Below are 26,823 nucleotides of genomic sequence, written 5' to 3' on the forward strand. Positions count from 1 at the left end.
CTAGCATCATTTTCAAATGAAGATTCATAACTTATTAGCTCTTTAAAAAGTAAATGTACCTTAAAGAAATTGTTCAGTTTAGTGTTGACATTCCATAACTCACCTCATAATAAAGGCAGTCACCACGGGGATACGAGGATTATTAGATATGCCTATGCCGAGGGTGAGGAGTATGTTCCATTGATTCTTAGAGCACAAGAACTATGGGGTGATTTAGAAAGAGCGACAGGTAAGGATCTATTTATGAAAACAGGGGTTCTCGGCGTTGGAGATGAAGAATCCGACTTTACCCAAAATATCATTTCTAGTGCCAAGAGATATTCTTTGCCGCTCGAAGTTATGAATGCTCATGAAGTCCATAACCATTGGCCTGGAATTACGCTCCCTAATCATTTTATTGGTTGCTATGAACCAACGTCTGGCGTGTTGAAATGTGAGGAAAGTATTCAAGCATACCGTGAACTTGCTGAATTAAATGGTGCTACGATTCGTTCGAATAGCAGGGTAAAGAAAATTGATGTTCGAAACGATCAAGTAACAGTGAAAACAGATGAGAAAACCTTTTATGCAGATGCGTTGGTTGTTTCAGCAGGGGCATGGTCAGGAGATTTACTTTCTATGTTGGATTTGGATATTCCTCTTAAACCTGTGCGTAAGACATTCGCTTGGTTTGACGCAAATGAAAAGATCTATAATCAAAACAACTTTCCAGCCTTAGCATTTGAGACACCTCAAGGACTTTATTACGGTTTTCCAAGTATTGATGGTTGTGGTCTGAAATTAGGGCGCCATGATGGCGGGGATCAAATCAATCCAGACGAAACAATGGTAGCGTTTGGTGAAAAAGCAGAAGATGAAGAAGATTTGTTAGGATTTTTGCAACAATACATCCCTGATATTCAACAATTGAAGTATGGTAAAACTTGTATGTATACACTGACCCCTGATCATAAATTTATGATCGATTTGCATCCCAAATATTCCAACGTCGCGATTGCAGCAGGCTTCTCAGGACAAGGGTTCAAATTTAGCAGTGCAGTTGGACAAGCCTTAAGTAACTTAATGATTTCAGGTAAGAATGATATAGATATTTCTCAGTTTTCTATTAGTCGTTTTGACTAAGGAGATAGGCGTTAAGAACAAGATTTGTCGTTATGACAGCTCTTGTTTCTGTTACAGAACTTTCACAAAAACGACATGGATTAACATTGTGAAAAGGCTTACAATATTATTGAAAGCAAATTATTGGAAGGAGTTTTTCCATGCCTGAGACAACTTTTAAATCAACTGCACATTTGCAAGAAGGTGTTCAAGTAAAGGTTCGATCAAGAAATTTTGAAATCACAGTCGATGAACCGGAAAGTTTAGGTGGAAAAGATACAGGGATGAACCCTGTTGAATTGGTCCTTAGTGCATTAGGAGCTTGTCAAGCGATCTGTGCCGCAAGTTTTGCCAAAAAGTTTGATATGACGTTTAATGACTTCTGGGTTGAGGTAGAAGGAGACTTGGATACAGATGGGTTTATGGGAATATCAGACGTCCGTAAAGGGTATAGTGAAATTCGTTATAACATTCATATTGATACCGAAGAACCTAGGGAGAAAGTAGAAAAATTCGTAGCCTTTGTCGAAGAAACATGCCCTGTCGGTGATACAATCGCAAACCCTGTAACTATGAAATTAAATGACATTATCATTGAAAGCGGAGCCACTTCACAAGCTTAGGCGCAAAACCTATGCTATTTTTGGGACAGTAAATTTATGAATTAACACTTATCCATCCACAATTTTAATAAAAACTGTTACTCTTTGAATGAATGACGATCGCACAGGAACGGATCTAGTATTTTAAAGATATCAAAGTTCCGTTCCTCCGCTTTATTCATTAACTAATTGTTTTTTGGGACCGATAAATGTAGCAACCATACCGATGACGCCAAAAATGATAAAAGAAAATTCATAACCCGATAGTCCAATCAAGAGTCCTGCCAGTGATGAACCAATCACTTGTCCGACGGCCAAAAGTAAAAATGGAATACAAATCCCTAATGATGCGTTTGTAATAAACACATGGATCCCCCACACAAGCAGAACGCCAGTTAAAAATATATAAGAACTTCCGAAAATACCAGCTGACAAGTATGAAACGAACCAATTTTCAGGTGAAGAGGCAAGTATGACCGATGCTGTAGCAATCATCACACTCCCTAATCTATATGCAAATGACAGTCCCTTCTTTTCAATTAAAGACCCTGAAAAGCCACCTATCACACCAAATAAACCAATGACCACCCAAAATGCAGACAACTGCCAATCACTGTACTCACCAGCGACTTCAATAAAAGATCTCGAAAAAGTCCAAAAGGCCGCTGTGGAAATACCTAAAATCAGCGATGCCAAAATTAACGTGGTCGCTCCATGTACACCGCGTATAGAGAGCGTCCCTTTTTCAAAGCTTAAATTCGAACTTGTTCCTGTTTTCGGGATTGCTTTGTAATTCCATATTAATATGAGTAAAGTCAAAATCGCGTAGATGAAATACGTTAGTCTCCAATTGGATGTTAATAAAATGGCCCCTGCGCCCGATAAGACAATTCCTAAACTTGTTCCGGAATTGATCCATGTATTCGCCTTCCCTTGTTGTCGCTCTTGAATCCAAAGTGAAATCGCCGCGCCATAAGGTGGCGATACCAAACCTGTACTTCCTCCAGCAAATAAGACACCTAACGCTAGCACCCATGCATTGGGCGTGGTACTCATAAGTAGCAACCCCATAAACGCTGACAATCCCGCCGAGAGAATCATTCGTCTTGGCCCTTCCCTTGTCGTAAACACTGTGGAGATGAGGATCGTAAAACAGTAGGCTAAATAAAACAACGAAGAAATCATTCCAGATACAAACTCAGACATTTCTAGTGACTCATTCATCGCGGGAAGGAGCAACCCAAAACTAAACCTCGCTAATCCATAGGTGGCAGCAATCATCGTAATTCCAGGTAAAACGAGCCGTGAAAATTTCATCCTTTCTCCCCTCACTCATAAATTATATAGAACGACCTTTCTATTTTAGGGCTAAAAAAATTACGATGTATGGCGGACAAGTGTCCGCGCCATCGCAATAGAATGCTCCGTTGCTTCTTCTGCACCAATCAATGTCGTCATGGATGTCGTACCTTCAAGAAGCAATGTAAATTGATTTGCTAAATCTCGTTCGTTTTCTTTTCCCTTTCTTTGGGCTAGTCGTTGAAAATATTGAAGCAATTTGGCTTTGTGCCCTCTTGCAATGCTTTCAATCTCATTATCGGTTCCCGCATAATCTTCGATCGCTCTTAAAAACATATCTCCTTTGTAAGATTGTTCCTTTAACCAACGACCATGAGCTTTAACAGCTAGAATAAACGGGGAATCTGAATCCATTTCTACATGTGCATCCAAATAAGACCAATACCGCTCTTCTCGTTGTTTAAGTACTTCCTCCACCAAATTATCCTTAGAAGGAAAGTGATTATAAAGCGTCATTGTGGCAACATTCGCTTCACTAATAATTTGCTTCAATCCTACACCGCGAAATCCGTGTTCATAAAATAATCGTTCAGCTACTTCAAGTAATGTATCTTTCTTTTCAGACCGAGCCATGTTCCACTTCTCCTTTGTTATATAGAACGACCTTTCTACCGTTAGGTTATCAATTAATTGAGCTCATCGTCAACCATTATTCTTCTCTGGGGCGGACCTGTGTTCCGTTATCTGTGACAAAAAGCTGTTTTTTAGGCAGTTCCCGAACGTAAGTTCCGCTAATCACTATAAATCTAGCTAAAACTGCCTGTTTTTCTTCAATTAACGGAACGTATGTCAGCGCTCACCCTTGATTTGACGTTTTTTGTGAAAATAACGGAATCAATGTCCACCTAAAACCATCTACCCTACAAAAAAAGAAGCAAAAGGTCCCCCCTCCGCTTCATTCAGCTATACAGTTTCCCAATCAATGTCTTCATTTTCGAGTAATTGATAGAATAAATTATCACCGATAATTTGATAGGAGTCTCTACCTAATTCAAGATCATGCTCATAGATATGGAACCAGTAATTTTCCGTATCTGTATATAACTTTAGATAATAAAATGTTCTTGAACTAGATCCTCGATTTTGTTCTTTTAACTCAATATCTGAACTTTCATGGAAGAACGTTTCTATGAATTCCTCATTTTCGATTGTGGCTTCCCTGCTTTCCCATTCTGTATCAAAGCTTATTTCTCCTACTTCATCTTCAGCTATAGAATAACGAACGTCAATTTTTTCAATTGATTCAACGTCCGGCATTCGCTCCGACATCACTTCTTCAAATGTTGTATATTTCATACGATCATTAATGAAGGACATGACAACGAGAACGATGATAATCGTTATGCCTATTTTCCTTTTTTTTCGTTCTCGCTCTTTTAGAACCTTCATTTCTTCTTGACTATACATTCAATCACACCTTTATAGGCGTTATCAAGACCCACGACGACTTGTTATTGAATACGGCCATTCCAACCTTTGTCCTTCTAAGTTTTTACTTTGTTTTTAACACCTTGAAGATGACATAAGAAAATAAAACAATTAGCAAAAAGAAGTTTAAAAATTGACTGTCAGATAGAGTTCCAACAATGATCATCGTTAGTATAAAAATCCCAAAAATTGATTCAAACTTCGTATAAGCAATCGCAGTATCGGAAAATTCAGGCTCTTTTTTATATACCCACCTATTTAAAAGCAACATACTTTCCTCTGGGTAAAAATACGACCAAATTAAATAACCGTAAGCTATGATTATAAACATGATGGCAAATATCATACTAAGCAACATATCCCCTCCACTGCCTACAATCATAACCCATAAAGAAGGCATCATAAAAGGAGAAAAATGCTGATCCTTCTAAGCCATTCACATCATGTTAGGAAGAAATACCGACGTAAAAAACCAATATCCTAATATACCTACGCCTATGCCTATGACAATAATGACAAATGGTATCATTTTAGACTTCATCATATTTTCCCCTTCATCTTTCAAAATCTGTTGTTTTCCCCTTCGTTATCCAATAATCTCTGTAACGCAGTGGCATACACTTCATAATCCTTATCAGAGAATAACGTCATGACTACTTGCCCGAAATCGTTGCGTTGCAAAAATTCCATAATCGTTGTTAGCGCCACTTGTGCCGCCAGATCAATAGGAAACCGGTACACCCCAGTTGAAATGGAAGGAAAAGAGATGCTTTTAATTCCTTTTTCCATCGCGCACTTGAACGAGTTGCGGTAACAATCCGCCAACAACGCCTTCAATTTTTCTTCCTCTCCGCCCCAGACAGGCCCTACAGTATGAATGACCCAGGAAGCGGGCAACTGGAAGGCTTCGGTAATCACGGCCTGACCTGTACTTAATTGTTCGCCATTTAATTCATGATCACGGATCCATTTGCAAGCTTCGAGTAGTTCCTTGCCAGCCGCTTTGTGAATCGCACCATCCACACCGCCACCACCCATGAGTGTTCCATTCGCTGCATTTACAACCGCATCTGTCTTTTGCTTTGTGATATCCCCTACTTTTAATTCCATGGAACTTCCGTTAACATCTACTTTCACGAACAACACCTCCATTTAGAACAATTAACGGTTTGGGCACAACCGTTTTTTCTATCTTCAAAAGTGATTTCTATCATGAAAATTCACCCTGTAGTTAAAAACGTATTCCATACTAACAATACCACAAAATGGTAAATGCATCTTCTCCAACGGTTTCTGAAACACCTGAAAAACCCTTTCAATACGATTACATACTTTCTTTAGCCATGAAGACACTATAGGTGATTTTTACAGACAGTAAATAAGCGTACCTCATTCATTTCAATAGGAAGGGTAATATGAAAAGGATTACTTCATGGGGACCAAACGATGAAAAGTTTTGGAGAGAAACAGGTGAAAAAGTCGCCAAACGGAACCTTTGGATCTCGGCGTTTGCGTTACACTTAGCATTTTGCGTTTGGCAAGTATGGTCGGTTATTTCTGTCGACCTCCCAAACATCGGTTTTGACTATTCAACGACGCAAATATTTACTTTAACAGGATTACCTGCTCTATCAAGCGCATTATTACGTATGCTTTATTCCGTTGTTATCATCTATTTTGGCGGAAGAACATGGACTGTCATTAGTACTGTCGTTTTACTCATCCCCTTGATCGGTATAAGCATTGCTATCCAAAACCCGGATACGCCATTTGTAGTTATGGCGTTATTATCAATTTTATGCGGACTAGGTGGCGCCAACTTTTCTTCTTCTATGGCTAACATTGGTCCAATGTTCCCGACAGAAAAGCAAGGGACTGCCCTCGGTATTAATGGAGGACTCGGTAATTTAGGGGTCAGTACAGTCCAGTTATTAACTCCTCTTGTGATCACGTTTCCTTTATTTAGTGCGCTCGCAGGTGAACCGCAAATTTTATCTGCAAACGGTGAAGATTCAAGGGTATGGTTACAAAATGGTGCTTTTTTATGGGTGATTCCGATTGTTATCATGACCATCGTCGCCTTTTTCGGGATGAATGATTTACCTCGTCCTAAAACCTCGATCGCAGAACAATTTCAAATTTTTCGAAGAAAACATATGTATATCGTGACGATTCTCTACATTATGTCGTTCGGATCTTTTATTGGCTTTTCAGCCGCCTTCCCGCTTCTGATCAACAACCAATTTCCTACGGTCAATGCATTCCAATTTGCATTTATCGGCCCTCTTCTATCATCTGTTTTCCGTACAGTAGGTGGTTATTTATCGGATCAATTCGGCGGTGCCGTCGTTTCATTTATTTCAGTTGTTGCGATGATTACCGGAACCGGTGGCGTCATGTATTTTATGAGTGAACAAACTTCTCATTTTAGTGGATTTTTTATTATGTTCTTAGTTCTCTTTCTCTCTGGAGGCATTGTGAACGGGTCGATTTTTAGAATGATCCCTTTTATCTTTAGAGAAAAGGAAACGTCCGCTGCGATCGGTTTTTCTTCTGCCGTTGGTTCACTTGGCGGTTTCTTCATTCCGAATATGTTTGGCTTGTCAATCGATTTAGTCGGCACAGCGCAGTTGGCACTTTTGGTGTTTTTGTTTTATTACATCCTTTGTAGCGTCTTATTGTGGTACTACTACATGCGACCAAGCGCTGAAATCAAATGCTAACCGTTTGTCCGCAGCTTCCGTAGTTCCACCTTAAAAAACGTCATCACGACTTTCCAAAATGGTTTCTTGGTTTCTAAGGCTCGCTATGAAAAAATCGAATAACCTTAACCCCCGCTTCAAACCTACCCACATGAAAAAGGCGTCCTAAAACTCGGTTACACAAGCTACCGAATGGTGGACGCCTCTCATTATAAATCTTCTAATACATTTAAAACTTCTTCAAAATGATCAGCAACGAGGTAATCAACCTCTTTGGCCATTTGTTCTGTATCAGGATTCACTGCCAAATAACCACGATCAATAAATTGTTCTTCTGGATCAATAAATCCGTGCGTGACACCAAATTCATAATGGATATCCGTAAGAAATTCAATATCAGTCTCTAATTCTTCCGCCAATTCTCGATGTTGGTCTGGGCGGCTCGGGCTAATTGCATAAATGTTATAATTTTCTTCTTCAAACGTATCAAGATCTTCACTCAACTGACCCAGTTGAGAAACACAAGCACCTCAGGTTACCCCTGTAAAATAAACATAAAATGCTTTTTCATCCATGGCTAGTGTTACTTCTTCAGCATTCGTATCGACCAATGCCATGTTAAAATCATCCGATTCATAAGGTATGTACGCTGTACTACTTTCTTCCCCTGAACAGGCTGCTAACAGCAATACTGCTAGTAAACCGATTAATCCTAATATATATTTCACCGTAATCTCCTTTCTATATCCAGTTTTATCTCATTATACTCTTCGGAAAATTTTTCTTCAAAGAAAAAACTTCTCCTCCTCGTTGTTTTCTACCTATTAGCCAAAATTCTATATGTTACGATACCATTTCGCTGCCGCTTCAACTTCCGATATAGTTAGTTGATGACCATTATTTTCCCAATGAATATCAACGCTTGCATTCGCTTTTTCTAATCGCGATTGAAGATCAGTGGATTCCTCCGCTGAACAGATCGGGTCATTTGTGCCCGCCGCAATAAACACCGGTTTCCCTGTTAAATCAGGAAGGTCAATGCCTCTTCTCGGTACCATAGGGTGATGCAAAACTGCCCCCTTAAGTGAGTTTTCGTAATGGAATAAAAGACTCGCCGCAATATTGGCTCCATTCGAATACCCTATAGCTAAGACATTGTCACGATCAAACGCATACTTTTGGGCTGCATAAGCAAGAAATTCATTTAATTCTTTGGTACGATAAACCAAATCTTCTTCATCGAAAACGCCTTCCGCTAATCTTCTAAAAAACCGAGGCATGCCGTTTTCTGATACATTCCCTCTCACACTAAGTACATTTGCATCCGGATCAATAATATCTGTCAACTGGAGGAGGTCCTCCTCCGTTCCGCCCGTGCCGTGTAATAATAATAACGTCGGCTTTGATTGGTCATTTCCTTTTTGAAAAATATGCTTCATCATAGAATCATCCTCGCTCCTTCATCGTTTGGTTTAATTTTCATATTCCTTTTCAAATTCCTTTGTACTCCTCACCGTATCTATTGGGCGTACTTGTTTTTCAATGTCTTCTCGTTTTTCTTCAAGAAATGGAGGAAGTGCTAGTTTTTCACCTAACGTTTCATAAGGTTCGTCTCCCATAAATCCTGGACCATCTGTTGCAAGTTCAAACAACACGCCAGGCGCGACTTTCGCGTATAACGAACCAAAATAATAACGTTCGACATAACCTGAATTTGGTACACGGAATGATTGATATCTCTTCACCCACGACTCGATTTCTGCACGATCTTCAACACGGAAGGCCGCGTGGTGGACCGTTCCGTACCCTTGGCGTGCTTGTGGAAGAACAGCATTATACTCAACAATCACTTGAGCGCCATTTCCCCCTTCGCCTGTTTCAAACAAATGAAACAAGCCTTCTTCAGCCACTTCTTTAAATAGGTATACCTCTTCTAATACCGCTTTAAAATAATCAAATTGCGAAACACGAACAAAGACGGGCCCTAAGCCAATAATCGCATATTCTAACGGGATCGGCCCCTTTTGCCAAGGCGTCCCGGAAGCAACCCCTTGATTGTTCTCATCTGATATTAATTGGTATTGTTGACCATCAAAATCAACAAAAGGAAGAACCTTTTTCCCAAACTGCTCTTTGATCCCTGCGTGCTCTACATTTAAGCGATCGAATCGTTTTACCCAATAATTCAATGCTTCATCATTGGGTACACGAAATGATGTTTTCGAAATCTCATCTGTACCATGAGCGCCTTTTGGAATACCAGGAAAATCGAAAAATGTCATATCCGTTCCTGGACGACCTTCATCGTCTGCAAAGAATAAATGGTACGTTTGGATATCATCTTGGTTAACGGTTTTCTTCACGAGACGCAAACCTAATACATAAGTAAAAAATTCATAGATCTTCTCCGCACTACTTGTAATCGCTGTTATATGGTGGACTCCTTTTAGTTCAGTCACGTTTTTTCCTCCCATTGTTATTTTTGTAAGTTGATCATACGCTTCTCCACACATGCCGCCGTCCTCCGCCTCTGAAGGTCATCCTACCTCTTGATCATGACGAGCTAGCTTTTCGTTGTTAAACCTCGTTATGATTTTATCTCGAATTCAAGATAATTGTATGTTATAGGTTTTTACTATGTCAACTTATTTAACTTCATTAAAAAATGTTCGTGATTATTAGAAACTATTCCATAGGTCAAAGTAGAAATGACACATGGTGCATAAGAGAAGCAAATAAGCAGGACACATTTTTCATTACCTTAGAAATGACCCATTAGCCGTGGTGTTCAGGCGTGAATTAGTAAAGCTAATTTTATATACAAAAAGCTTAGAGAGGTTTACATTTTCTCCAAGCTTTTTGTTATTTCTTTGGACTTATAGCGGGTGTTCCATTCCATCTTCTAAATTAAAGTATTCATCTTTTATTTTTGATCATTATAAAACTCAAAAATAAGCTTAACACAACCATTATCATAGTTCCTGTTAACACAAGGGTCATATTTTTTATCGCTTCGTCTCCAATTAATAATAGGATAGACATATAAACCAACACAAATCCACTTATCAATTTGATCCTTTTTGCTGTTTTCTCTGTCACACTTAGACGCTTCATTGTTATTACAACGGTGATTAAAATGATGATTTCTATTAGGACATACATGGATAAATATAAGAGCAACACCCCTATATATTCTATCCCAGCAACGTTATAATCTGACATGAGCCCATTCCAAACAATTGGGAATCCCGCGGTGCATGGTAATTCAATTAAAGATGCGACAAGAGCTACTACTATTGTCCCTAATATCAACGTTATATCATTTTTAGAACCTAACAATTTCGTTCTAACTTCTTTTCCTAACCATTTTTTGTTGTCATCTGATATAACAAATGTCATGTTTTGATTTTTAATCGCTTCTTTGATATTTACCAAAGCAAAGCATAGTGTAAGGAAAAATAAAAGAAACCGCACCCAAAATATATCTAATATTTGGTGCATAATTGTAAATGTCCCCGCTATGAACAATCCATAAATAAACGAAATTGTAATAATAAAAGTAATACCACAAATCAACATCTTTTTCCTGGACTCAAAACGCATAATCATCGACATTAAAAACAATAATGCCCAAATGGAGCAAGGGTTAAAACCATCTATTGCACCGATAAGCAAAGTGGAAGCAATCACCCCAGCTTCTGATATTGGTTTGTTAAACATTTCATTTTTCTTTTCGTCCGCTGTGTTTTCATTATCGTAAAAGGTCAACTCTTCGATTATTTTACTTTCTATTATACTGTTGTACCCTTGAAAAACTTCCCCATTTACAATGAACGTTGGAACCACAGTCTGTTCTATGCTGTATTTATCGAAGTACCCCAAGAAAATATCTTGATGTTTCCTTGACTCGTATTTCTTTAGCGTAATTGTTTCTGATTCGTTTAAATTTGAAACAAATGGTGATGCATCTTGACATACAGGACAGGTCTCTGAATATAAATATATGACCTCGTTTTCTTCCATCCCTAGTGCATCAGAAGGTGATAAAAATATGAATACAAAGAATAACAGAAATCCAATTTTACTAATCATAACTACTCCTATGTGATATATTGAATATAAACTACGAAAAATTAATTAAGTATTTTGATTGAATCCCCACCTCACCTAAAGTTTTAACAAGGTGTACTCGCCAAAGATGATCAATAATGTATGTAACTGAAGTAAACCCGCTAGCATAATAAACTACCATCGTTATTCTTGATTTTACTATAAAAGGAAATTATCTACTTTGATAATCATTGAAAATTAAATGACAGATTTCGAACCATTTATAAGGGTTTTTAAGATCTGCTATATGTAACATGGTAGAGGCTAAACCTCCAAATCCTATACCAATAGCAGCCTTCTTTTTCCCATCCACCTTCTCTCACTTTCCCCATGCTTCTTCCCTCCTCATTGAAATTGGATACTTGTAGCTTCGAAATTCAAAAAAGCCCCCCAGATTGTAATACTGGGGAGCATGGCTAAAATGCAAGGAACAAAAGTCATGTTTTTTACACCAATTGAAGTACAGGGACGGACCTTTTGCTTCAATCATGTTTTTTCGATTTCACCGTTTCAAACACGACTTTACTTTGACCCGCATCCCACACAAGCGCAGCGTCAAAGGTCTTGCTATCTTTTTTAAACCCTTTAATCGTATTCGTCTTCCCTTTTTCTAAAAGCTTCTTCATATTCGTTTTCGTAATGTTTTTACCTAAAATTTTACCTGGCGCGGTAAAACGACAACCATCACGATAACCTTCACAGCCGTAGAACTTCCCTTTCTTCGACTTCTTCTCAGTGACACCTTTCCCACATAACGGGCAAGCTCCAATCGATTGATCCTCTACATATGCGGATTCGTATTGACTGAAATCCCACGTGCTCTCGATTTCCGTCACATCATTCATCGTTTTTGAGACTAGCTGTTTCGCCCTTTCCACAAACGGTTCGGCCGCTTTTTCTCCTTTCCCGACTTTCTCCAAGTATGCTTCCCATTTCGCCGTCGTTTCCGGCGTATTTAAAATATGGTCACCAATCGAATCCGTGACGATAAATGACTTTTTCGTCGCATACACTTTCGATTTCGCAATATCGAGAAAGCTTTTCTGAACGAGGTCATGGACAATCCCAGACCTTGTCGCTTTTGTACCTAATCCCAATTTCTCCATATGCTTGATTAACGAACCTTGCGTAAACCTTTTAGGCGGTTTCGTTTCACCAGCCTTCAAGTCAAAAGACTTCCCGTTCACCGATTCATGCTTTTGGACGTCAGGAATATTCTGCTCCTCTTCTTCCCCATCCGCTTCTTTATGATTTGGATAGATCACCTTCCATCCTTCTTGAATCACACGCGTCCCTTTCGTTGAAAACATAAACTGATTGTTCACAGCTGTCACAATATTCACGTGCTTTTTCACCTGATCATCATAATGCGCCGCAATCAACGACTTAGCAATTAAATCATAAATCTTCTTCTCGTCATTTGACACCTTCGCACCGTTGAGCGGTTGATCTGTAGGAATGAGCGCATAGTGGTCGTCCACTTTCTTCTCGTTGACAAAGCGGGTATCATCCATAATTGATGATTTCGGAACAGGGAAAAACGAAGCGTACTCTTTTTGTTTCGATAAATGATCTAACATCGCCGGAAACTCTCTCGCTTCTTCTCTCGTCACATGGCGACTCGACGTTCGCGGATAGCTCACATACCCACTCAAATACAACTGCTCTAACACCTCAAGCGTCTTCTTCGGCGGAAACTTGAAGCGGCGCTCAGCTAAATCTTGCATATCCGCCAAATTCATCAATTGCGGCGGCCGATAATTCTTTTCCGTTTCCGAACGATCAACCACTTGTGCAGGCTGGCCTTTACATGCATCAGCTAAAGCTTCTGCCTTCTCTTTGTCAAACAGACGGGTTTCCTTGTCCTCATACCATTTGCCGGCATACGTTCGCCCATCTTGTTTTTCGAAAGTCCCGATCACTTCCCAAAACGGTTTCACTTCAAAGTTTTCAATCTCCCTTTCACGGTCGACACACAACTTCACAACAGGCGTTTTCACCCGACCGATGCTAAACACGCCAAATTGTTTTGGTTGCTTTAGCTTTCTTTGAATATGTAATGAATACAGGCGCGATAGATTAATCCCTAATAGATAATCACTCGTTGCGCGCGCAAACGCCTCATGATAAAAAGGGAGCGTTTCTTCTTTTGTTTTCAGTTGTTGCGCAGCTTTTTGGAGCGCTTTTTTCGTGAGTGATGAAGACCATAAGTAGGAAATTGGTTTATTTTTCACACCCGACATAAACACGATCTCATAACCAATGTAGGCCCCTTCACGCCCAGGGTCACAGGCGATGACGATGTGTTCTGTCGAAGGATCTTTTAATGCTTTTTTAATTGGATTGAAAATCTTTCCCTTCCCATAGATCAATTTATGTTCAAACTGAGGAGGGATAATTGGAAGATCTTCTAAGCGCCACCTTTTATAAGCCGCATCATAATCCTCCGGTTTCTTTAATTCAAAAAGGTGTCCCGAAGCGGCGAAAATGGAACCACCTTTCGGAAACGGATTACACGGTGGGATCACAAAACAATCCCCTTGCTTTTTACCGCCAAAAGCAGCAGCAACAGCTTTGGCTTGGGAAGGCTTTTCACATATTAATACCGTTGCCATCACACTTTACCTCGTTTCTTGAGGCGCGAGGACAAATCTCACGCTTTCTAGTTAACTCTATTATACCAAACGTGCATTCCCCTTTCTATGATCTTTCTCTAAAACTTAGGGACGCACCTCACGTTTTATCCAAAAAATTGAAGCAAAAGGTCTGTCTGCCCCCCCTGCTTCACCTTAGTTTTTGTACTTGATACATAACAAAACCAACAAGTATACCACCTACTGCAAAGCCTAAAAAACTGGGTAAGTAGTAAGTTAGCTCAATGGGTACACCTTTGAAGTAATCTATTACGATTAATACAACTGTCGGTAATATAGGAAATATTATCGCCCAAGACAACATGATTTTTACAATCATCAACTCCCCCTCGCTCTTTTCATTAACTTCCAATAGTTGAAGTTGATACTGTGCGATGCATTTTAATATGGACCGTTTCATCTATTTCCGAATAATTTTTGGAATAAGCGTTTCGACTTTCTATAGAGGTTCTCATAAAAATCATCAAAAAAATGCTTTACTAGTAATCTTACTAAAGAAAAAAATATCACAAACATTATTAGGACAAATAAAATAAACAACCCTAGTTGGATCCCCTCCATTAAACCACTCCTTTGAATATCTGGCACGTAAGCACACTCGCGCTTTCATCCTACTTCATCACTTTTTCAACTGTTCGATAGATAGATAAAACTTCTTCCCTTAGCAATTTATAGTTTTCATTTCCCAGATATCTTTGTTCAATATATTGATTAGGTAGATACTGCCAATGAGGGCAATGGCAATCAACCCTATTTCACGGCGATAATTCGTGCAACCCGTTGAAGTGTATAATAAATGAGAAATTTGTACATTAATCAAATACAAACATACATCATTAACGGTGATCACGATACCAAAATTTGTCCCCCACCCAGTTCATGACAAACTTCGTTCTATCAATTATAATAGAATCAGTATTTCGTGTGGAGGTGACTTAAATTCGTGACGATCAATTCGAACAAATTATGGCTGCCTTGCATGAACTTAGCGGTGAACAAGAAAGCATGAAAGAAGATATCGCTGACATTAAGAATGAGCAGCAGACCATGAAACAGGACATCGCTGACATGAAAGAAGATATTTCCGCTTTAAAGATCGATGTAAAAAAATTAAACGAACGAGTCGGACATATCGAAAGTAGCATGGTTTTTATGAAGGCAAAACTCCTTGATCATGAACAAGAAATTTTCAATTTAAAGTATAGTTAACCGCCCCCCGAACCGAAATGGTACGTGGGATTTTTTTTAGTTTAAAGCGGACGCACTTTTCCCATCCTTCAAATCACGTCTAGCAAGAAGAAAGAACAGTGACGACGTTTACACATCCTCCAACAAAAAGGAAACAAATGGATCGCCCGACTCAATTTGCTTCATTTTTGACTTTGCTCCGCACAAAAAAATAACCTCCACCATTCCTAAAAGGTAGAAGTTGTATGTCCTTAATCGCTTTTTATTTTTAGTCGATCGACATGCGGTTAAGATTGTAAAGATGTTTTTAATTTGTTAATTTTCATGTCGTGCTTAGAAACTTGGTTGCGCAAATAATCGATATCTACCTGATGGCTTCTTAATTCTTTTAGCAATTCTTTGTTCGTCTGTTGTTCTTCTTGGAAGACATGTTCCATATGCTCCATTCTGGTTGCCAAATCTGTAACGATTTTGTTGTTTTCTTTAACCATCTTCTGATTTTCTACTGCCATCTCCTGGTTTTCTACTGTCATCTTCTGGTTTTGCACTGCCATCTTGTTGTTTTCCGCCATCATTTGCAGCAGCTGTTGCATGTGACTTTCTAGACTGTTCAAACGATCCTCACTCACAGCAAACACCTCCCATTTATATCGTTTAACACATCTTATAACTTTACAATAACAAACATACGTTCCTGTGTACAGGTACCATCAATCATCACGCCGCTTTTTCCTTTGTACTCCATGGGAGATCTGAACCTCCACACGAATAAATTCGGTGGGGTCTAAGGTACTTAAAGGCGTTTCCTCTAAAACTCATGATATCTGCTTTAGAGACTCACACCGTTCCCTTAGACTTTCATCAACCACGCTTAGTCCGATGACTTACGTTATGGTTGTGTTGGCTCGGTTCAAAACCAAAGGAGGATTTAAGAATGTCCTTCTTTTTGTTTCCATTCGTTGATGTCATTCATGATGTCTTTAAATAACCCTTTTTTATCTTTGACTTCAAACCAAAATGAATGATCCAATATATTCACGACTTCCCTAATTTTTTCAGGTATCTGCCTCTCATAATCAAGTATCTGTCCCAATCATCAGTACCTTTCACATAACTTTTAGCGAAGTTTTCAGCAATAGTCTTTAATCGTTATTTGTTTAATTTTTTCATCCTTACACCCCCATACTGGCTATTGTTCGTTCGAAATCCCTCAGTCGATCAATCTCCCGATCATGAGAAGTCTTAAAGGCTTCCCAATATTCATTACATCGCTTAGTGTTGATCTCGCATAAATTATCCTTCACATTCATAATGAGAAAAGCGCTATAAAGATCGCGTTGAATTTTTGTTCCGTTTAAATTATTCCACCATTCGCTTACTGTTTTCTTCACATAATCTCCACTGAAATGATTGAATTGACTTGCTTTTACTTTAAAAGTGTCAATCTTTTTCAGCTTATTATCAGCATATTTTAGCTTGTTATCCAAAATGGTCAATAACATAGATGGCGCTTTATTTAACAAGGACTTTCCATAACGCTTTTTGCGGTTTATCCTGCCTGTTTTCTCATTGACTGTTGTTTCCTTGGTTCGTTTTTGAAGTCCCTTATAATTCATGGTTTCCACTTTAATATCGTCACCTAGCGTTAGAATCCAATTTGCCATTTTGTTATGATCTTGCTTTCGTACATCAGCTATTTTTCGATTGATCTCAGCTAACAATCCTTTTGTTTTCAGATAGTTCTTACTGATGATCCACTTATCATTTGTTCGTTTTATAGTGCCATCATCATTGTATTTATGTGGATTATTAGCTCTACGTTGACGATCTAGTTTCCTTTGCAGTAACCTCTTTTTTCGTTCCATTGTATTAATGTTCGAAGCAAGTTCGAGTAGTTTCGCTTCCCCCTCACTTACAACGGCAATGGTTTGAGTTCCAATATCAATTCCTACAGTTCCAGTAGATCGGTGGTGCTTCAACTTGCCTGTTTCTCGTTCTACCTTCTTAGGAGGAACACCATCCAAAACGAGTTGAACAAAGTATCGGTTTTCCCCTCTAATGAACTTACGAACAATTCTACAGTATTTCACTTTATCCATTAGGGAAAGTTGAGCATAAATATCTTTGTCTTTCACTAAGACAGGGATATCCAATCCATTCCAATACAACTTATTATTCTTGAAACGAATACCTGATGTATTCGTTTTCCCTTCTACTGAATTCATATCGCCAAGTATTTTGAATAGGAATTTTTTAGCTGTTCCATAAAGATATTTTTCAAAAGTCAACCAACTTCGGGTTGCTATTTTTTGCGCTGTAAAACTGTCTATATTCTTCTTGAAGTGGTGCTGCATTGGCTTCACAAATGTATGAATGGCATACTCGTTCAATCCATATTCTTTATTCAACTCTCGAAGGACTTGATTACGCTCTTTGGACTTTGGTTGTTGAATCCAATGTCGATATACCTTATCTTGTTTAAAACGTTTATATCGCTTCATCAATTCTCCTAAACAAGCATTGTAGATGTTTCTTGCAATCTCTAATCTCTTGAATAACACATCCTCTTGCCACTTCTCTGTTGAAAGAGGAAGGGTTAAAATATAAGATTGTTTAGCCAATGAGTTCACCACCTCACCTATACATTTTTTTGATTCTTAATGTACTCTTGAACAGTTTCCTCAGAAATGTGCCCCACAGTACAACTGAAATAACTCCTTGTCCATAGGTTAGGTAATCGACTTTTTAAATGGGGGTGTTTCTCTCTTAAAATACGACTGCTAATACCTTTAAAATCTTTTATTACTTTATGTAGCATTAGTCTAGGGTCAAATTCGATAAACATATGTACGTGATCAGGCATAACCTCTAATGACTTAATTGTTACCTCTTTCTCCTCTGCGATTTGATGGAGTGTTTTTATTAAATCTTCAGCCACATCGTCAACAAGAACTTTCCTACGATACTTAGGGCAAAATATAATGTGGAATTGATTTTTATAAACAATTCCTTTCTTTTGTGTATAATTTTCATACATATAACCCACTACCTTTTCCACCTAATTATACGACACAGTATTAGTTTGTTAAATAACAAACTAGTATAAATACAAAAATAATTGGCACAATTCATCCCCATCAATAAATTAAGGGGCTTTCTTGTGCCGTTTTCGTAACGGCACAAGTCCCCCCTAACGACCATAAATTGTATTTTACCATCCACCTTCGATGATTTGGAGAAATAATATTGATACTGCACTCGTAAAATGTAACATCGCGTTGTTTATTAAGTTCGAAAATCTACTCATACGATAATGATTCTGTTATCGTATAAATAGACAAGAAAGGAGTTCTGACATTGAATCATTTAAAAAACAGACAAGAAGTACCAGAAATGGAAAAGTGGGATTTGACCGATATTTACGCCAACCAAGAAGCGTGGGAAGCGGATTACGCGAGCGTTGAAAAGATGGCCCAAGAATTAAAAAGTTACGACGGAAATATTACAGATGGGGCGACAATGTATCAATTCTTAAGCAAACAAGAAGAAATGGTCGCAATTTTTAACAATGTGTATGTTTATGCGATGTTACATGTTGACTTAGATACGAGGGAGCAAGCGTCACAAGCTCTTTTAGATAAAGGACGTTCTTTAGCTGTGAAATTAAATGAAGCGACGTCGTTCTTCTCACCGTTTTTAATGAGTCTGGAAAAATACACGTTAGACCAATACATGAGCGAAGAACCGCGCTTATCGTATTTTAAAGATGATTTGTACGATACATATCGATATAAAGACCATGTCTTAAGTAAAGAAAACGAAGAACTTTTATCCCAGTTAGGAGAAACGTTCTCTGCCCCACGTAACACGTTTGGGATGATCAATAACGCTGATATCAAGTTTGGCAACGTTACTGATGATGACGGAAATGAAGTGGAACTCACGCGCGGGATGTATTCAAAACTCATTGAAGATGAAAACCGCGAAAAACGAAAAGAAGCATACAAATCTTACTACCAACCTTATGTGCAAATGAAGAACTCAATTGCTTCTACGCTATCAGCTGCGATTAAAAATAACGTCACCTTATCAAAGGTAAGACATTATCCATCAGCCTTAGAAAAGTCGCTGTTCGCAAATAAGATCCCGAAAGAAGTCTATGAAAACCTCATCGATACTGCGAGGAAGAACCTTTCAACGATGCACCGTTACACGCAATTACGCAAAGACATCCTCGGTGTAGATGAGCTTAGGCAATATGATTTAAATGTACCTTTAGTCAGTGGTGTTAAAGAAGACATTTCCTACGAGGAAGCTTACGCCACGATGTTAGAAGCACTCGCCCCGCTTGGAGAAGATTACGTTCAAACGGTCAAAGAGATGAAAGGTTCAAGGTACATCGATGTAAGAGAAACGCCTGGGAAACGCTCGGGTGCTTATAACCTTGGGTTGTATGGGGTTCATCCATTTATCTTGTTGAACCATCAAGATGACTTAGATAGCCTATTTACGCTCACCCATGAAATGGGCCATGCGATGCATAGTCATTATTCGAACAAACATCAACCAAGAATTACAGCTAGTTATGAAATTTTTGTTGCTGAAGTCGCTTCAACGGTCAATGAAGTATTACTGATCCATCACTTGTTGGATGAAGCGAAAGACCAAGAATACCGGAAGTATTTGTTAAATCACTTCATCGACCAGTTTAAAGGGACATTTTTCACGCAAGTGATGTTCGCTGAATTCGAAAAGAAAACCCATGAGCTCGCTGAAAATGGAGAACCATTAAACACTGAAACGTTCAATGACATTTACGAAGACTTATTCAAGACGTACCACGGAGATGCGTTAACGATAGAGGAAGAAACGAAATATGGATGGTCCCGTATTCCGCACTTCTACCGACCTTTCTACGTCTATCAATATGCGACCGGATTTGCAGCTGCTATTCACATTGCAAATGCGATTTTAAAAGGCGATAAAGACACCTTGAACGCGTACCTCTCGTTTTTGAAAAGCGGAAGTTCTGATTACCCGATCGAATTGTTGAAAAAAACAGGCGTTGATTTAACAACACCTGAACCGATCGAAAATGCGCTCGGGGTTTTTGAAGATCTAGTCCAAGAATTTGCAACGCTGTAAGCTGTCTCCCAAAAAGAAGCAAATCCTCCTTCTGCTTCAAACAAGGTTCTCGAAATAAAAAAAATAACAGGAAGAGGGGTTCCCTCTTTCCTGTCCTCCATTTCTATTTTCATGAGTATTTTAACTTAACAACTTCCTCCAATACCTGGAAGAGCTTTCATTTCAATGCCATGAGGTTGTTCTCCACCGACCTCTATTCTGTACTCTTCTTGAAATGAGTCAACATCGATGACAGAGACTTCATTTGAGTCGCTTAATGTTACATAAACACGAGATTCTTCACGGTTAAATGATAAATGTTTTGCCCCTTCTTGATCTTCTATCCGTTCTGTTACTTCTCCTGTTGTTAAATCAACAAGTCCTACAAAGCTTTCTTCTACAGAAGTAACAATGGCTTGATTTCCATCCTCATTAACAACAACATCTGTAGCGCCCCTACCAACATCAATAACTTCTTTCTCATCGTTTTCCAGATCAATAACCTCAAGAGTCCCCTCTTCACTTGATGCAACATATAGCTTGTCATCATATTTCCTCACCACTCGCGGTGTTCCGCCTGTATCATAACTGCTTTGTAATTCGCCAGTTTCAGCATTTAAGACATACAGCTGATCATTTTCATGGTCTGATACGTAAACCTCTTCACCTTCTAAATGCACATAATTGGTTCTAGCACCGTTTCCTAAATCATATTGCGCAGACACTTCCTGCTCATTTACATCTACAACATCTAAATACTGATCGCCAGCAGTTGCCACATACAACATTTCATTATTTGAACTCAATGCCAAACCGTGTGGACGTGGACCGACTTCAACCTCAGTTTCAACTTCAAGTGCTTGTGTATCTAAAATTTCAATGGTGCTGCTATCTTGATTTGCGACAAACGCGTCTCTCATTGTACTTGAAAATGTCACTAGCGTAGGTGATTGACCGGTTTCGATGTCGGCAACGTGTTCCCCTGAGACCACATCAATGACCGAAATTAAATCACCTTCTTCACTTGGCACATAGAATTGAATATCCGTCAACTCTCCTGCATCTGTACCTTCATCCTCGTCGCCATTAGCACCATCACTTGTACTTTCTTCTAGAGCACAAGCACTTAAAAACGTAAACATGATTAATGTCGCGATTGTCATTTTTGCTTTTAACATGTCACATCCCCCTACTATTATTCGTATAATCATAATTATCAAAACATTATAATTGTTAATCCCGAGTAAATCAATAAATTTTATTTATTTAAATCCCTTCTAAACTTATCGGATTTATGATAATATTCTAACATATCCACAGTAGAAACGGTAGATAACGAGATTGAGAGGAGTTGTTGACATGAAAAAATTGAAAACATTCAGCTTGCCATTCCTTCTTGGTGCAACATTGGTTGCTTGTTCCGAGAACTCAAGTATTGATGAAGTTGATGAGGGCGGAAAAGGAGAAATCGAAGCGGCATCTGAATACGAAAATGGTCACCTTCTCGCCGACCCTGCATGGGTTGATGAAAACCAAGATGACCTTGTCATCATTGACGTACGTAGAGAAGGCTATGAGCAAGGACATATCCCTGGTGCTGTTCACTTAACGCCAGAGGATATACAAGAAGAAAAAGATGGCGTTTCCGGCATTATTCAAGGTGAGGAAGAATTTGAACAGGTCATCCGTTCTGCAGGGGTAGATGATGACTCAAGCGTTGTTGTTTACGATGGCGATAACAGTTTATGGGCAAGTCGTCTTTTCTACGGTTTTGAATTGTATGGACATGAAGATGTTCGCGTACTAAATGGAGGTTATGCTGCATGGTTAGCTGATGACAAGGATATCTCCACTGACGCTCCTTCTATTGAAGAAGGCACTTTTACAGCGCAGTTGAATGAGGAGCTGCAAGCTTCTCAAGAGGATGTTGAAACGTTCATACAAGATGAAAGCTGCCTTATTCTCGATACGCGTTCTGAGGAGGAATTTGAAGGAGAGACTGCCCGTGCTGACAGAGGGGGACATATCCCTGGTGCTTCTCACTTAGAATGGTCCGAAGCTGTTGAAGACGACGGAATTGCCACTTTTAAATCTGCGGAAGAGTTAGAAGAACAATTTGGAACAGCAGGTGTAGACCGAGACCAAACAATCGTCCCCTACTGTCAAACAAACGTTCGCGGTGCTCATACCTATTTTTCTTTAAGACTGCTCGGTTTTGAAAATATCATCCCTTATGAAGGCTCGTGGGCAGAATGGGGTAATGACCCTGACGTAGACATTCAAGAAAGGTAAGGTGATCACTTATGGCATTTACAAAAGAGACGATTTCCCAACTGAACTATGATGAGGTCTATAATATTTACCAAGACCCAAACGCAACAGCTATTTTAATTGACGTTCGTGAACGTGAAGAGTATGAAGAAGGTCATATTCCTGGTATTCCCCTTCTTCCTATGAGTGAAATCATTGAAGTTATTGGTGATTTTCATAAGGAGCAAGAATACATTCTCGTTTGTCGAAGTGGTCGCAGAAGTCATGAAGTAGCAAAGTTCTTCAAAGACCAAGGCATTGAACAGGTTCATAATTTTTCCGAAGGCATGTTAGGTTGGCAGGCAGACAAGACGAAAGGTGAAGAATGGATTGTTAAAGAAGTTAATGAACTTTATAAATAAAGGAGTGTGTTCACATTGAGTTTAACAGATCAAGAATTAAAAGATTTAAAAGCTGACCGTACAGTTGATGCCATCGGTGAGGTTTGCCCTCATACACTCAACATGGCACTAGATGAATTGAAAAAAGCCGAACCTGGTGAAATTGTTGTCGAAGTTACCGACCACTCTATTGCTACAAAAACGATTCCAGCTGCCGTAAAAATGAACAAACAAGCGGATTTTTTAGGTACCTTAAAGGAATCGGGTAACTACTCGATTTTTCTAAAGAAACGATAATGACCCACTGAAGGCGAGACATTTACTCGCTCGCCTTCTTTAGGAAATGTTGAAAGGAGAATAACAAATGTTCACAATAGAAGCTTTCCTACTCGCGGCTGCATTCGGTCTTATTTATGGTTTCCTTCTTCAAAAAGCTGACTTTTGCTTTGTTGCTTCTGTTCGGGACTTCGTAAGTGTTAAAGACTCCCGGATTGGTAAAGGTGTCCTTGTCCTCATGGCCACCGCACTCATTGGTTGGGGACTCGCGTTAAGCACGGGACTCGCTTCCCTTGATCAAGTTTGGTCTGTACCAATTGGGGCGACGAATTTAATCGGTGGAATCCTCTTCGGAATTGGTATGACGATCGCTGGCAGTTGTGCTTCAGGGGCACTTTACCGCAGTGGGATGGGGTACATCCACTTTTGGATTGTTATTGCAGCGATGATTGCGGGTAACCTACTTTTTGCATACATTTATGACCCGTGGGGACGTGAAGGCTTTGTCGAACCGCTTACCTTTACTGAAGATGGCTTTAGTTTATATTCTCTTGGTCTTCCATTTATGGCATTGCCATTACTTATTGTTGCAGTAATGGTGTTGATAAGCATAAAGCAATTTGGAGTGAAAGGTTTTTTGCAAGGGGTTAAAAACTCGCTTACGAATTGGGAGGAAAACCCGTTCAAGCAGCAGCATTGGGATGTTCGCTTCGTTGCTTTTCTCATCGGCGTCACAGCGACGATTCAATTTATTACCCTCTCTTCAATTAGTGTCACAGGCCCGGAAACTAGAATCGGCGGAGTAATTGTATCCTCTATTTTTGGAGAGAATGTGGTTTTTAATAACGTTTATTTGAATAACATGTTTGCGTCTTATCCAACAGTCGGTATCGGTCCAGAAGAAACACTTGTTCTATTCATGATCGTAGGTGCATTCATTTCTTCACTTTTAAGTAAAAGTTTCAAAATACGCCTGCCAAAAGCGAAACGATTGCCTTCTGCGATCGGTGGCGGACTTTTAATGGGCGTTGCGTCTCGCATCGCACCTGGTTGTAATGTTGCCAATGTTGTTGCTGGTGTTGGCGGTTTATCTGTAGCAAGCTTTATTGTACTGATTGGGATGGCAATTGGGGTCTTTTTCGTAACGAAATACGTATTCAAAATGCCGATCTTATTGTTCTACCGCGACAAAGATGTCGCTTAACAACATAAGACCGCGTCAAAAAGTCGAGATGTCTCTGAAGGCTCTCGATTTTTTGAATGATCTTCACTGCAAACGCTCTTTAACCATAGTATTTTCAAAGAAACGGAGTGTTAGAGCGGTGATTGTTTTTTCTTCTTTTAAAACATACCTCCCAAGAATATACGATTTATTCCAACATTGTGAATATTGAAACGTACGAACGGTTCTTTCGCACCCTTCAACAAAAACGAAGCAAAAGACTCCCCCTTTGCTTCGTTTGATCGCAATATTACTTTTCTGCAGTATCATTATACATATAACGCAAGACATCTCTTCTTGATACAATTCCTAGAACTCTATCAAAAACGTCGCGAACTGGTAGTCTTTTAATATCATTTTCGAGCATCAATGTCGCTGCGTGTTCAATTGTATCATCGGGTTTTACTGTGACAAGTTCTTTACTCATCAACTCTTCCACTTCATAAGCCATCGCCTTTTTTATATCATCCATGAAGGTGTTTGGGTTATCAAGATAAATGAGCCCACCTAATAGCTCTAACACGCCTGGCGCTTTGAGATGTGCCATGCGTTTGATCAAATCGCTTTCGGTGACAATCCCCACCATTTGATCACGGTCATTAATGACAGGTAAACCCGTGAAATTATTTTTCAAAAGCAATTTAGCGCATGTTTCTACGGTATCATCTTCTTTAACGATCTGAACGTCTTCTGTCATAATATCTTTTACTTTCATATGATCACCCTCCCAGAACGAACATGATGTTTTCATATACAATAATGAAGAACGGTATTGTTGAAAATATTCTTCATATAGTAATCATTCGACCCATGTCGATAAATGTCCTTTTTACGTCACATAACGTTCACTTTATGAGAGAATAAATAGATTATCGAATAACAGCTTGGCAATAACGAAAGTTCATCCCCTACTACCCATATTCTAGTAAACTTGAACGATCCTTAACAAGTAACAAACGAAATGAGATCACGGCTTCTACCGTGTCGTTCGCTTGAGGATGGGGACATTGATTCCGTTATTCGCTTAAAAAGGCCTGTTTTTGAGCATTTCGCGGACATGAGTTCCGCTATTTGCAAAAAATCGCCCTTCATTGAATGCAAAAAGGAGGGTTAACGGAACATATGTCCGTCCGCCCCCTAAAAATGACGGATTTCGATGAAATACAGGAACGTATGTCCGCTCCCCACATTACCTAACGAAAAAAGAAGGTCTTTTCTAATGAAGGAGTTGCCTTAATCTATCAGATTGTTCTCGGTTTGTGTTAATAACTTCTTCTACAATTTGTCTGCTTGTTTCATCCAAATCCCCTCTAACCAGTTCCTCTGAATATTGTACACCATAGTAATCTATACCCTTTAACGCATCCTCAATGATTTTATTTGTGTCATCGGGCAGCATGACTTTATGCATGAAGCTGTGAACCGAACCTGACATTCCTTCATCATCGGCTGGCGTTCCCCCTAGGTTCTGAATTCGCTCAGCTATTTTGGAGGCATTCTGCTTTTGCTCCTGTTGCATTGATTGAAAATCATGCTTCAATTCATCATTTTCTACCTCTTGAATATAATGCTCAAATGAACGTACGCCCATATAAGTTCCTCTCAGTAAAGTGTTCAATTCCTCAACGACAATATCATTCTTCATATGAATCACACCTTTTGCGTATTTCGCGGCTTATGATTAGTTATAGACATATTATCCCTTGATAAGTAAAAGTTATGTTTAGAGTCTTTATTAACGAGACGTTTAATTCTTAAACTTATCTCGCAAAAAAAGAAGCAAAAGGTCCATCCTTCTGCTTCGACAGTAAATGAGCTTACTTTTCAATCTTTTTGATTACTTTAGCTGGGTTTCCACCTACTAAAACGTTATCTGGTACATCTTTGGTCACGACTGCTCCTGATGCGATGACAGCATTGTCCCCTACTGTTACGCCTGGATTGATGATTGCATTTCCACCAATCCAAACGTTATTCCCGAATGTAATTGGTTTTGCAAACTCCTTACCTGAATTACGTTCATCTGGGTCAAGTGGGTGGGTTGCTGTATAGATTTGCACACCTGGTGCAAGCATGCAATTTTCGCCGAATCGCACTTCGCAAACGTCTAAAATCGTACAATCAAAATTCGCAAAGAAGTTTTCTCCTACATGTGTGTTGTAGCCATAATCGAACCTTATGTTAGGCTCCATGAATATATTTTTTCCTGTTGAGCCAAGGAATTCCTTTAATAATTGTGCGCGCTTTTCATCTTCTGTTTCTAATGTTTCATTAAAGATTCTCACTTTACGTCTCGCTTCTTGACGGCCTTTGACTAATTCTGGGTCTTCAGGATTGTACATTTCTCCAGCTAGCATTTTTTCTTTTTCTGTTCTCATTATGGAATCCTCCATATTTCTTCTAAAA

At 39.1% G+C, this 26,823-nt stretch carries 27 protein-coding genes and 1 pseudogene; 9 read left to right on the forward strand and 19 right to left on the reverse strand.

The features are described 5' to 3' along the window. The first annotated feature begins 81 nt into the window (after positions 1-81). Both solA and HNQ41_RS00010 read left to right on the forward strand, forming a co-directional pair. Complete coding sequence (gene solA / locus HNQ41_RS00005; RefSeq protein WP_343043299.1) at positions 82-1,122, forward strand: N-methyl-L-tryptophan oxidase; 1,041 nt, start codon at positions 82-84, stop codon at positions 1,120-1,122. Positions 1,123-1,262: 140 nt separating this feature from the next. Next, positions 1,263-1,724 carry an OsmC family protein gene (locus tag HNQ41_RS00010; RefSeq protein WP_184662363.1) on the forward strand — a complete coding sequence of 154 codons (462 nt, stop codon included), beginning with the start codon at positions 1,263-1,265 and terminating at the stop codon, positions 1,722-1,724. A 153-nt stretch (positions 1,725-1,877) separates the two neighbouring features. On the opposite strand, the gene HNQ41_RS00015 is transcribed toward HNQ41_RS00010, so the two are convergent. The 5 genes from HNQ41_RS00015 to HNQ41_RS00035 all read right to left on the reverse strand — a co-directional run bounded on the left by HNQ41_RS00015 (position 1,878) and on the right by HNQ41_RS00035 (position 5,627). Beyond that, on the reverse strand, positions 1,878-3,020 hold the full coding sequence (locus HNQ41_RS00015; protein ID WP_184662364.1) for an MFS transporter: 1,143 nt from the start codon (positions 3,018-3,020) through the stop codon (positions 1,878-1,880). A 60-nt stretch (positions 3,021-3,080) separates the two neighbouring features. Then, positions 3,081-3,635: a TetR/AcrR family transcriptional regulator gene (locus HNQ41_RS00020; protein WP_184662365.1), complete on the reverse strand. Its 555-nt coding sequence runs from the start codon at positions 3,633-3,635 to the stop codon at positions 3,081-3,083. A 330-nt stretch (positions 3,636-3,965) separates the two neighbouring features. After that, positions 3,966-4,469 carry a hypothetical protein gene (locus HNQ41_RS00025; protein ID WP_184662366.1) on the reverse strand — a complete coding sequence of 168 codons (504 nt, stop codon included), beginning with the start codon at positions 4,467-4,469 and terminating at the stop codon, positions 3,966-3,968. Between the two features lie 85 nt (positions 4,470-4,554). Further along, the gene (locus HNQ41_RS00030) at positions 4,555-4,836 is read right to left on the reverse strand and encodes a DUF6199 family natural product biosynthesis protein (protein ID WP_484600382.1); all 282 of its coding nucleotides are present in this window, start codon (positions 4,834-4,836) and stop codon (positions 4,555-4,557) included. 215 nt (positions 4,837-5,051) lie between these two features. Continuing rightward, positions 5,052-5,627, reverse strand: coding sequence for an O-acetyl-ADP-ribose deacetylase (locus HNQ41_RS00035; RefSeq protein WP_184662368.1), 576 nt, complete (start codon positions 5,625-5,627; stop codon positions 5,052-5,054). 278 nt (positions 5,628-5,905) lie between these two features. On the opposite strand from HNQ41_RS00035, the gene HNQ41_RS00040 reads away from it, so the two are divergent. After that, positions 5,906-7,213, forward strand: a complete 1,308-nt coding sequence (locus tag HNQ41_RS00040) for an MFS transporter (RefSeq protein WP_184662369.1) — start codon at positions 5,906-5,908, stop codon at positions 7,211-7,213. Between the two features lie 188 nt (positions 7,214-7,401). Here the strand turns inward: HNQ41_RS00040 and HNQ41_RS00045 are convergent. The 7 genes and pseudogenes from HNQ41_RS00045 to HNQ41_RS00075 form a co-directional block, all read right to left on the reverse strand. Further along, positions 7,402-7,707 (reverse strand): annotated as a pseudogene (locus HNQ41_RS00045) (redoxin domain-containing protein); the annotation flags it as partial. 15 nt (positions 7,708-7,722) lie between these two features. Beyond that, positions 7,723-7,920, reverse strand: a complete 198-nt coding sequence (locus HNQ41_RS00050; protein ID WP_184662371.1) for a hypothetical protein — start codon at positions 7,918-7,920, stop codon at positions 7,723-7,725. Positions 7,921-8,028: 108 nt separating this feature from the next. Then, positions 8,029-8,634: an alpha/beta hydrolase gene (locus tag HNQ41_RS00055; RefSeq protein WP_184662372.1), complete on the reverse strand. Its 606-nt coding sequence runs from the start codon at positions 8,632-8,634 to the stop codon at positions 8,029-8,031. 30 nt (positions 8,635-8,664) lie between these two features. Next, a complete protein-coding gene (locus tag HNQ41_RS00060) occupies positions 8,665-9,651 on the reverse strand; it encodes a ring-cleaving dioxygenase (protein WP_343043300.1) in 987 nt (328 codons plus the stop codon). A 457-nt stretch (positions 9,652-10,108) separates the two neighbouring features. After that, the gene (locus tag HNQ41_RS00065) at positions 10,109-11,284 is read right to left on the reverse strand and encodes a thioredoxin family protein (RefSeq protein WP_184662373.1); all 1,176 of its coding nucleotides are present in this window, start codon (positions 11,282-11,284) and stop codon (positions 10,109-10,111) included. 500 nt (positions 11,285-11,784) lie between these two features. Beyond that, the gene (locus tag HNQ41_RS00070) at positions 11,785-13,917 is read right to left on the reverse strand and encodes a type IA DNA topoisomerase (RefSeq protein ID WP_184662374.1); all 2,133 of its coding nucleotides are present in this window, start codon (positions 13,915-13,917) and stop codon (positions 11,785-11,787) included. A 169-nt stretch (positions 13,918-14,086) separates the two neighbouring features. After that, positions 14,087-14,275 carry a hypothetical protein gene (locus HNQ41_RS00075; protein WP_184662375.1) on the reverse strand — a complete coding sequence of 63 codons (189 nt, stop codon included), beginning with the start codon at positions 14,273-14,275 and terminating at the stop codon, positions 14,087-14,089. A 686-nt stretch (positions 14,276-14,961) separates the two neighbouring features. On the opposite strand from HNQ41_RS00075, the gene HNQ41_RS00080 reads away from it, so the two are divergent. After that, positions 14,962-15,165, forward strand: coding sequence for a hypothetical protein (locus HNQ41_RS00080; protein ID WP_184662376.1), 204 nt, complete (start codon positions 14,962-14,964; stop codon positions 15,163-15,165). Between the two features lie 266 nt (positions 15,166-15,431). Here HNQ41_RS00080 and HNQ41_RS00085 read toward each other — a convergent pair whose 3' ends face one another. The 3 genes from HNQ41_RS00085 to tnpA all read right to left on the reverse strand — a co-directional run bounded on the left by HNQ41_RS00085 (position 15,432) and on the right by tnpA (position 18,181). Beyond that, positions 15,432-15,773, reverse strand: a complete 342-nt coding sequence (locus tag HNQ41_RS00085; RefSeq protein WP_184662377.1) for a hypothetical protein — start codon at positions 15,771-15,773, stop codon at positions 15,432-15,434. 543 nt (positions 15,774-16,316) lie between these two features. After that, positions 16,317-17,774, reverse strand: a complete 1,458-nt coding sequence (locus HNQ41_RS00090; protein ID WP_184662378.1) for an RNA-guided endonuclease TnpB family protein — start codon at positions 17,772-17,774, stop codon at positions 16,317-16,319. Positions 17,775-17,782: 8 nt separating this feature from the next. Beyond that, positions 17,783-18,181 carry an IS200/IS605 family transposase gene (gene tnpA, locus HNQ41_RS00095; RefSeq protein WP_184662758.1) on the reverse strand — a complete coding sequence of 133 codons (399 nt, stop codon included), beginning with the start codon at positions 18,179-18,181 and terminating at the stop codon, positions 17,783-17,785. A gap of 320 nt (positions 18,182-18,501) precedes the next feature. Between tnpA and pepF the strand changes: the two genes are divergently transcribed. After that, positions 18,502-20,289, forward strand: a complete 1,788-nt coding sequence (pepF, locus tag HNQ41_RS00100; protein ID WP_184662379.1) for an oligoendopeptidase F — start codon at positions 18,502-18,504, stop codon at positions 20,287-20,289. Between the two features lie 125 nt (positions 20,290-20,414). Here the strand turns inward: pepF and HNQ41_RS00105 are convergent, their stop codons facing one another. Beyond that, on the reverse strand, positions 20,415-21,446 hold the full coding sequence (locus HNQ41_RS00105) for a YVTN family beta-propeller repeat protein (protein ID WP_184662380.1): 1,032 nt from the start codon (positions 21,444-21,446) through the stop codon (positions 20,415-20,417). A 181-nt stretch (positions 21,447-21,627) separates the two neighbouring features. Between HNQ41_RS00105 and HNQ41_RS00110 the strand changes: the two genes are divergently transcribed. From HNQ41_RS00110 to HNQ41_RS00125, 4 genes are all read left to right on the forward strand, one after another. Then, positions 21,628-22,560, forward strand: a complete 933-nt coding sequence (locus HNQ41_RS00110; RefSeq protein WP_184662381.1) for a sulfurtransferase — start codon at positions 21,628-21,630, stop codon at positions 22,558-22,560. A gap of 11 nt (positions 22,561-22,571) precedes the next feature. Then, on the forward strand, positions 22,572-22,940 hold the full coding sequence (locus tag HNQ41_RS00115) for a rhodanese-like domain-containing protein (protein ID WP_184662382.1): 369 nt from the start codon (positions 22,572-22,574) through the stop codon (positions 22,938-22,940). A gap of 15 nt (positions 22,941-22,955) precedes the next feature. Continuing rightward, on the forward strand, positions 22,956-23,216 hold the full coding sequence (locus tag HNQ41_RS00120) for a sulfurtransferase TusA family protein (protein ID WP_184662383.1): 261 nt from the start codon (positions 22,956-22,958) through the stop codon (positions 23,214-23,216). 67 nt (positions 23,217-23,283) lie between these two features. Beyond that, positions 23,284-24,399, forward strand: a complete 1,116-nt coding sequence (locus tag HNQ41_RS00125) for a YeeE/YedE family protein (RefSeq protein WP_184662384.1) — start codon at positions 23,284-23,286, stop codon at positions 24,397-24,399. A 268-nt stretch (positions 24,400-24,667) separates the two neighbouring features. On the opposite strand, the gene HNQ41_RS00130 is transcribed toward HNQ41_RS00125, so the two are convergent. From HNQ41_RS00130 to HNQ41_RS00140, 3 genes are all read right to left on the reverse strand, one after another. Beyond that, entirely contained in the window at positions 24,668-25,132 is a 465-nt protein-coding gene (locus HNQ41_RS00130) for a CBS domain-containing protein (RefSeq protein WP_184662385.1), read from the reverse strand. A 501-nt stretch (positions 25,133-25,633) separates the two neighbouring features. Then, entirely contained in the window at positions 25,634-26,062 is a 429-nt protein-coding gene (locus HNQ41_RS00135; RefSeq protein WP_184662386.1) for a DUF2383 domain-containing protein, read from the reverse strand. A 172-nt stretch (positions 26,063-26,234) separates the two neighbouring features. After that, positions 26,235-26,795, reverse strand: coding sequence for a sugar O-acetyltransferase (locus HNQ41_RS00140; protein WP_184662387.1), 561 nt, complete (start codon positions 26,793-26,795; stop codon positions 26,235-26,237). Between the last annotated feature and the right edge of the window lie 28 nt (positions 26,796-26,823).

It is taken from the genome of Texcoconibacillus texcoconensis (assembly GCF_014202575.1).
GTDB lineage: Bacteria > Bacillota > Bacilli > Bacillales > Salisediminibacteriaceae > Texcoconibacillus > Texcoconibacillus texcoconensis.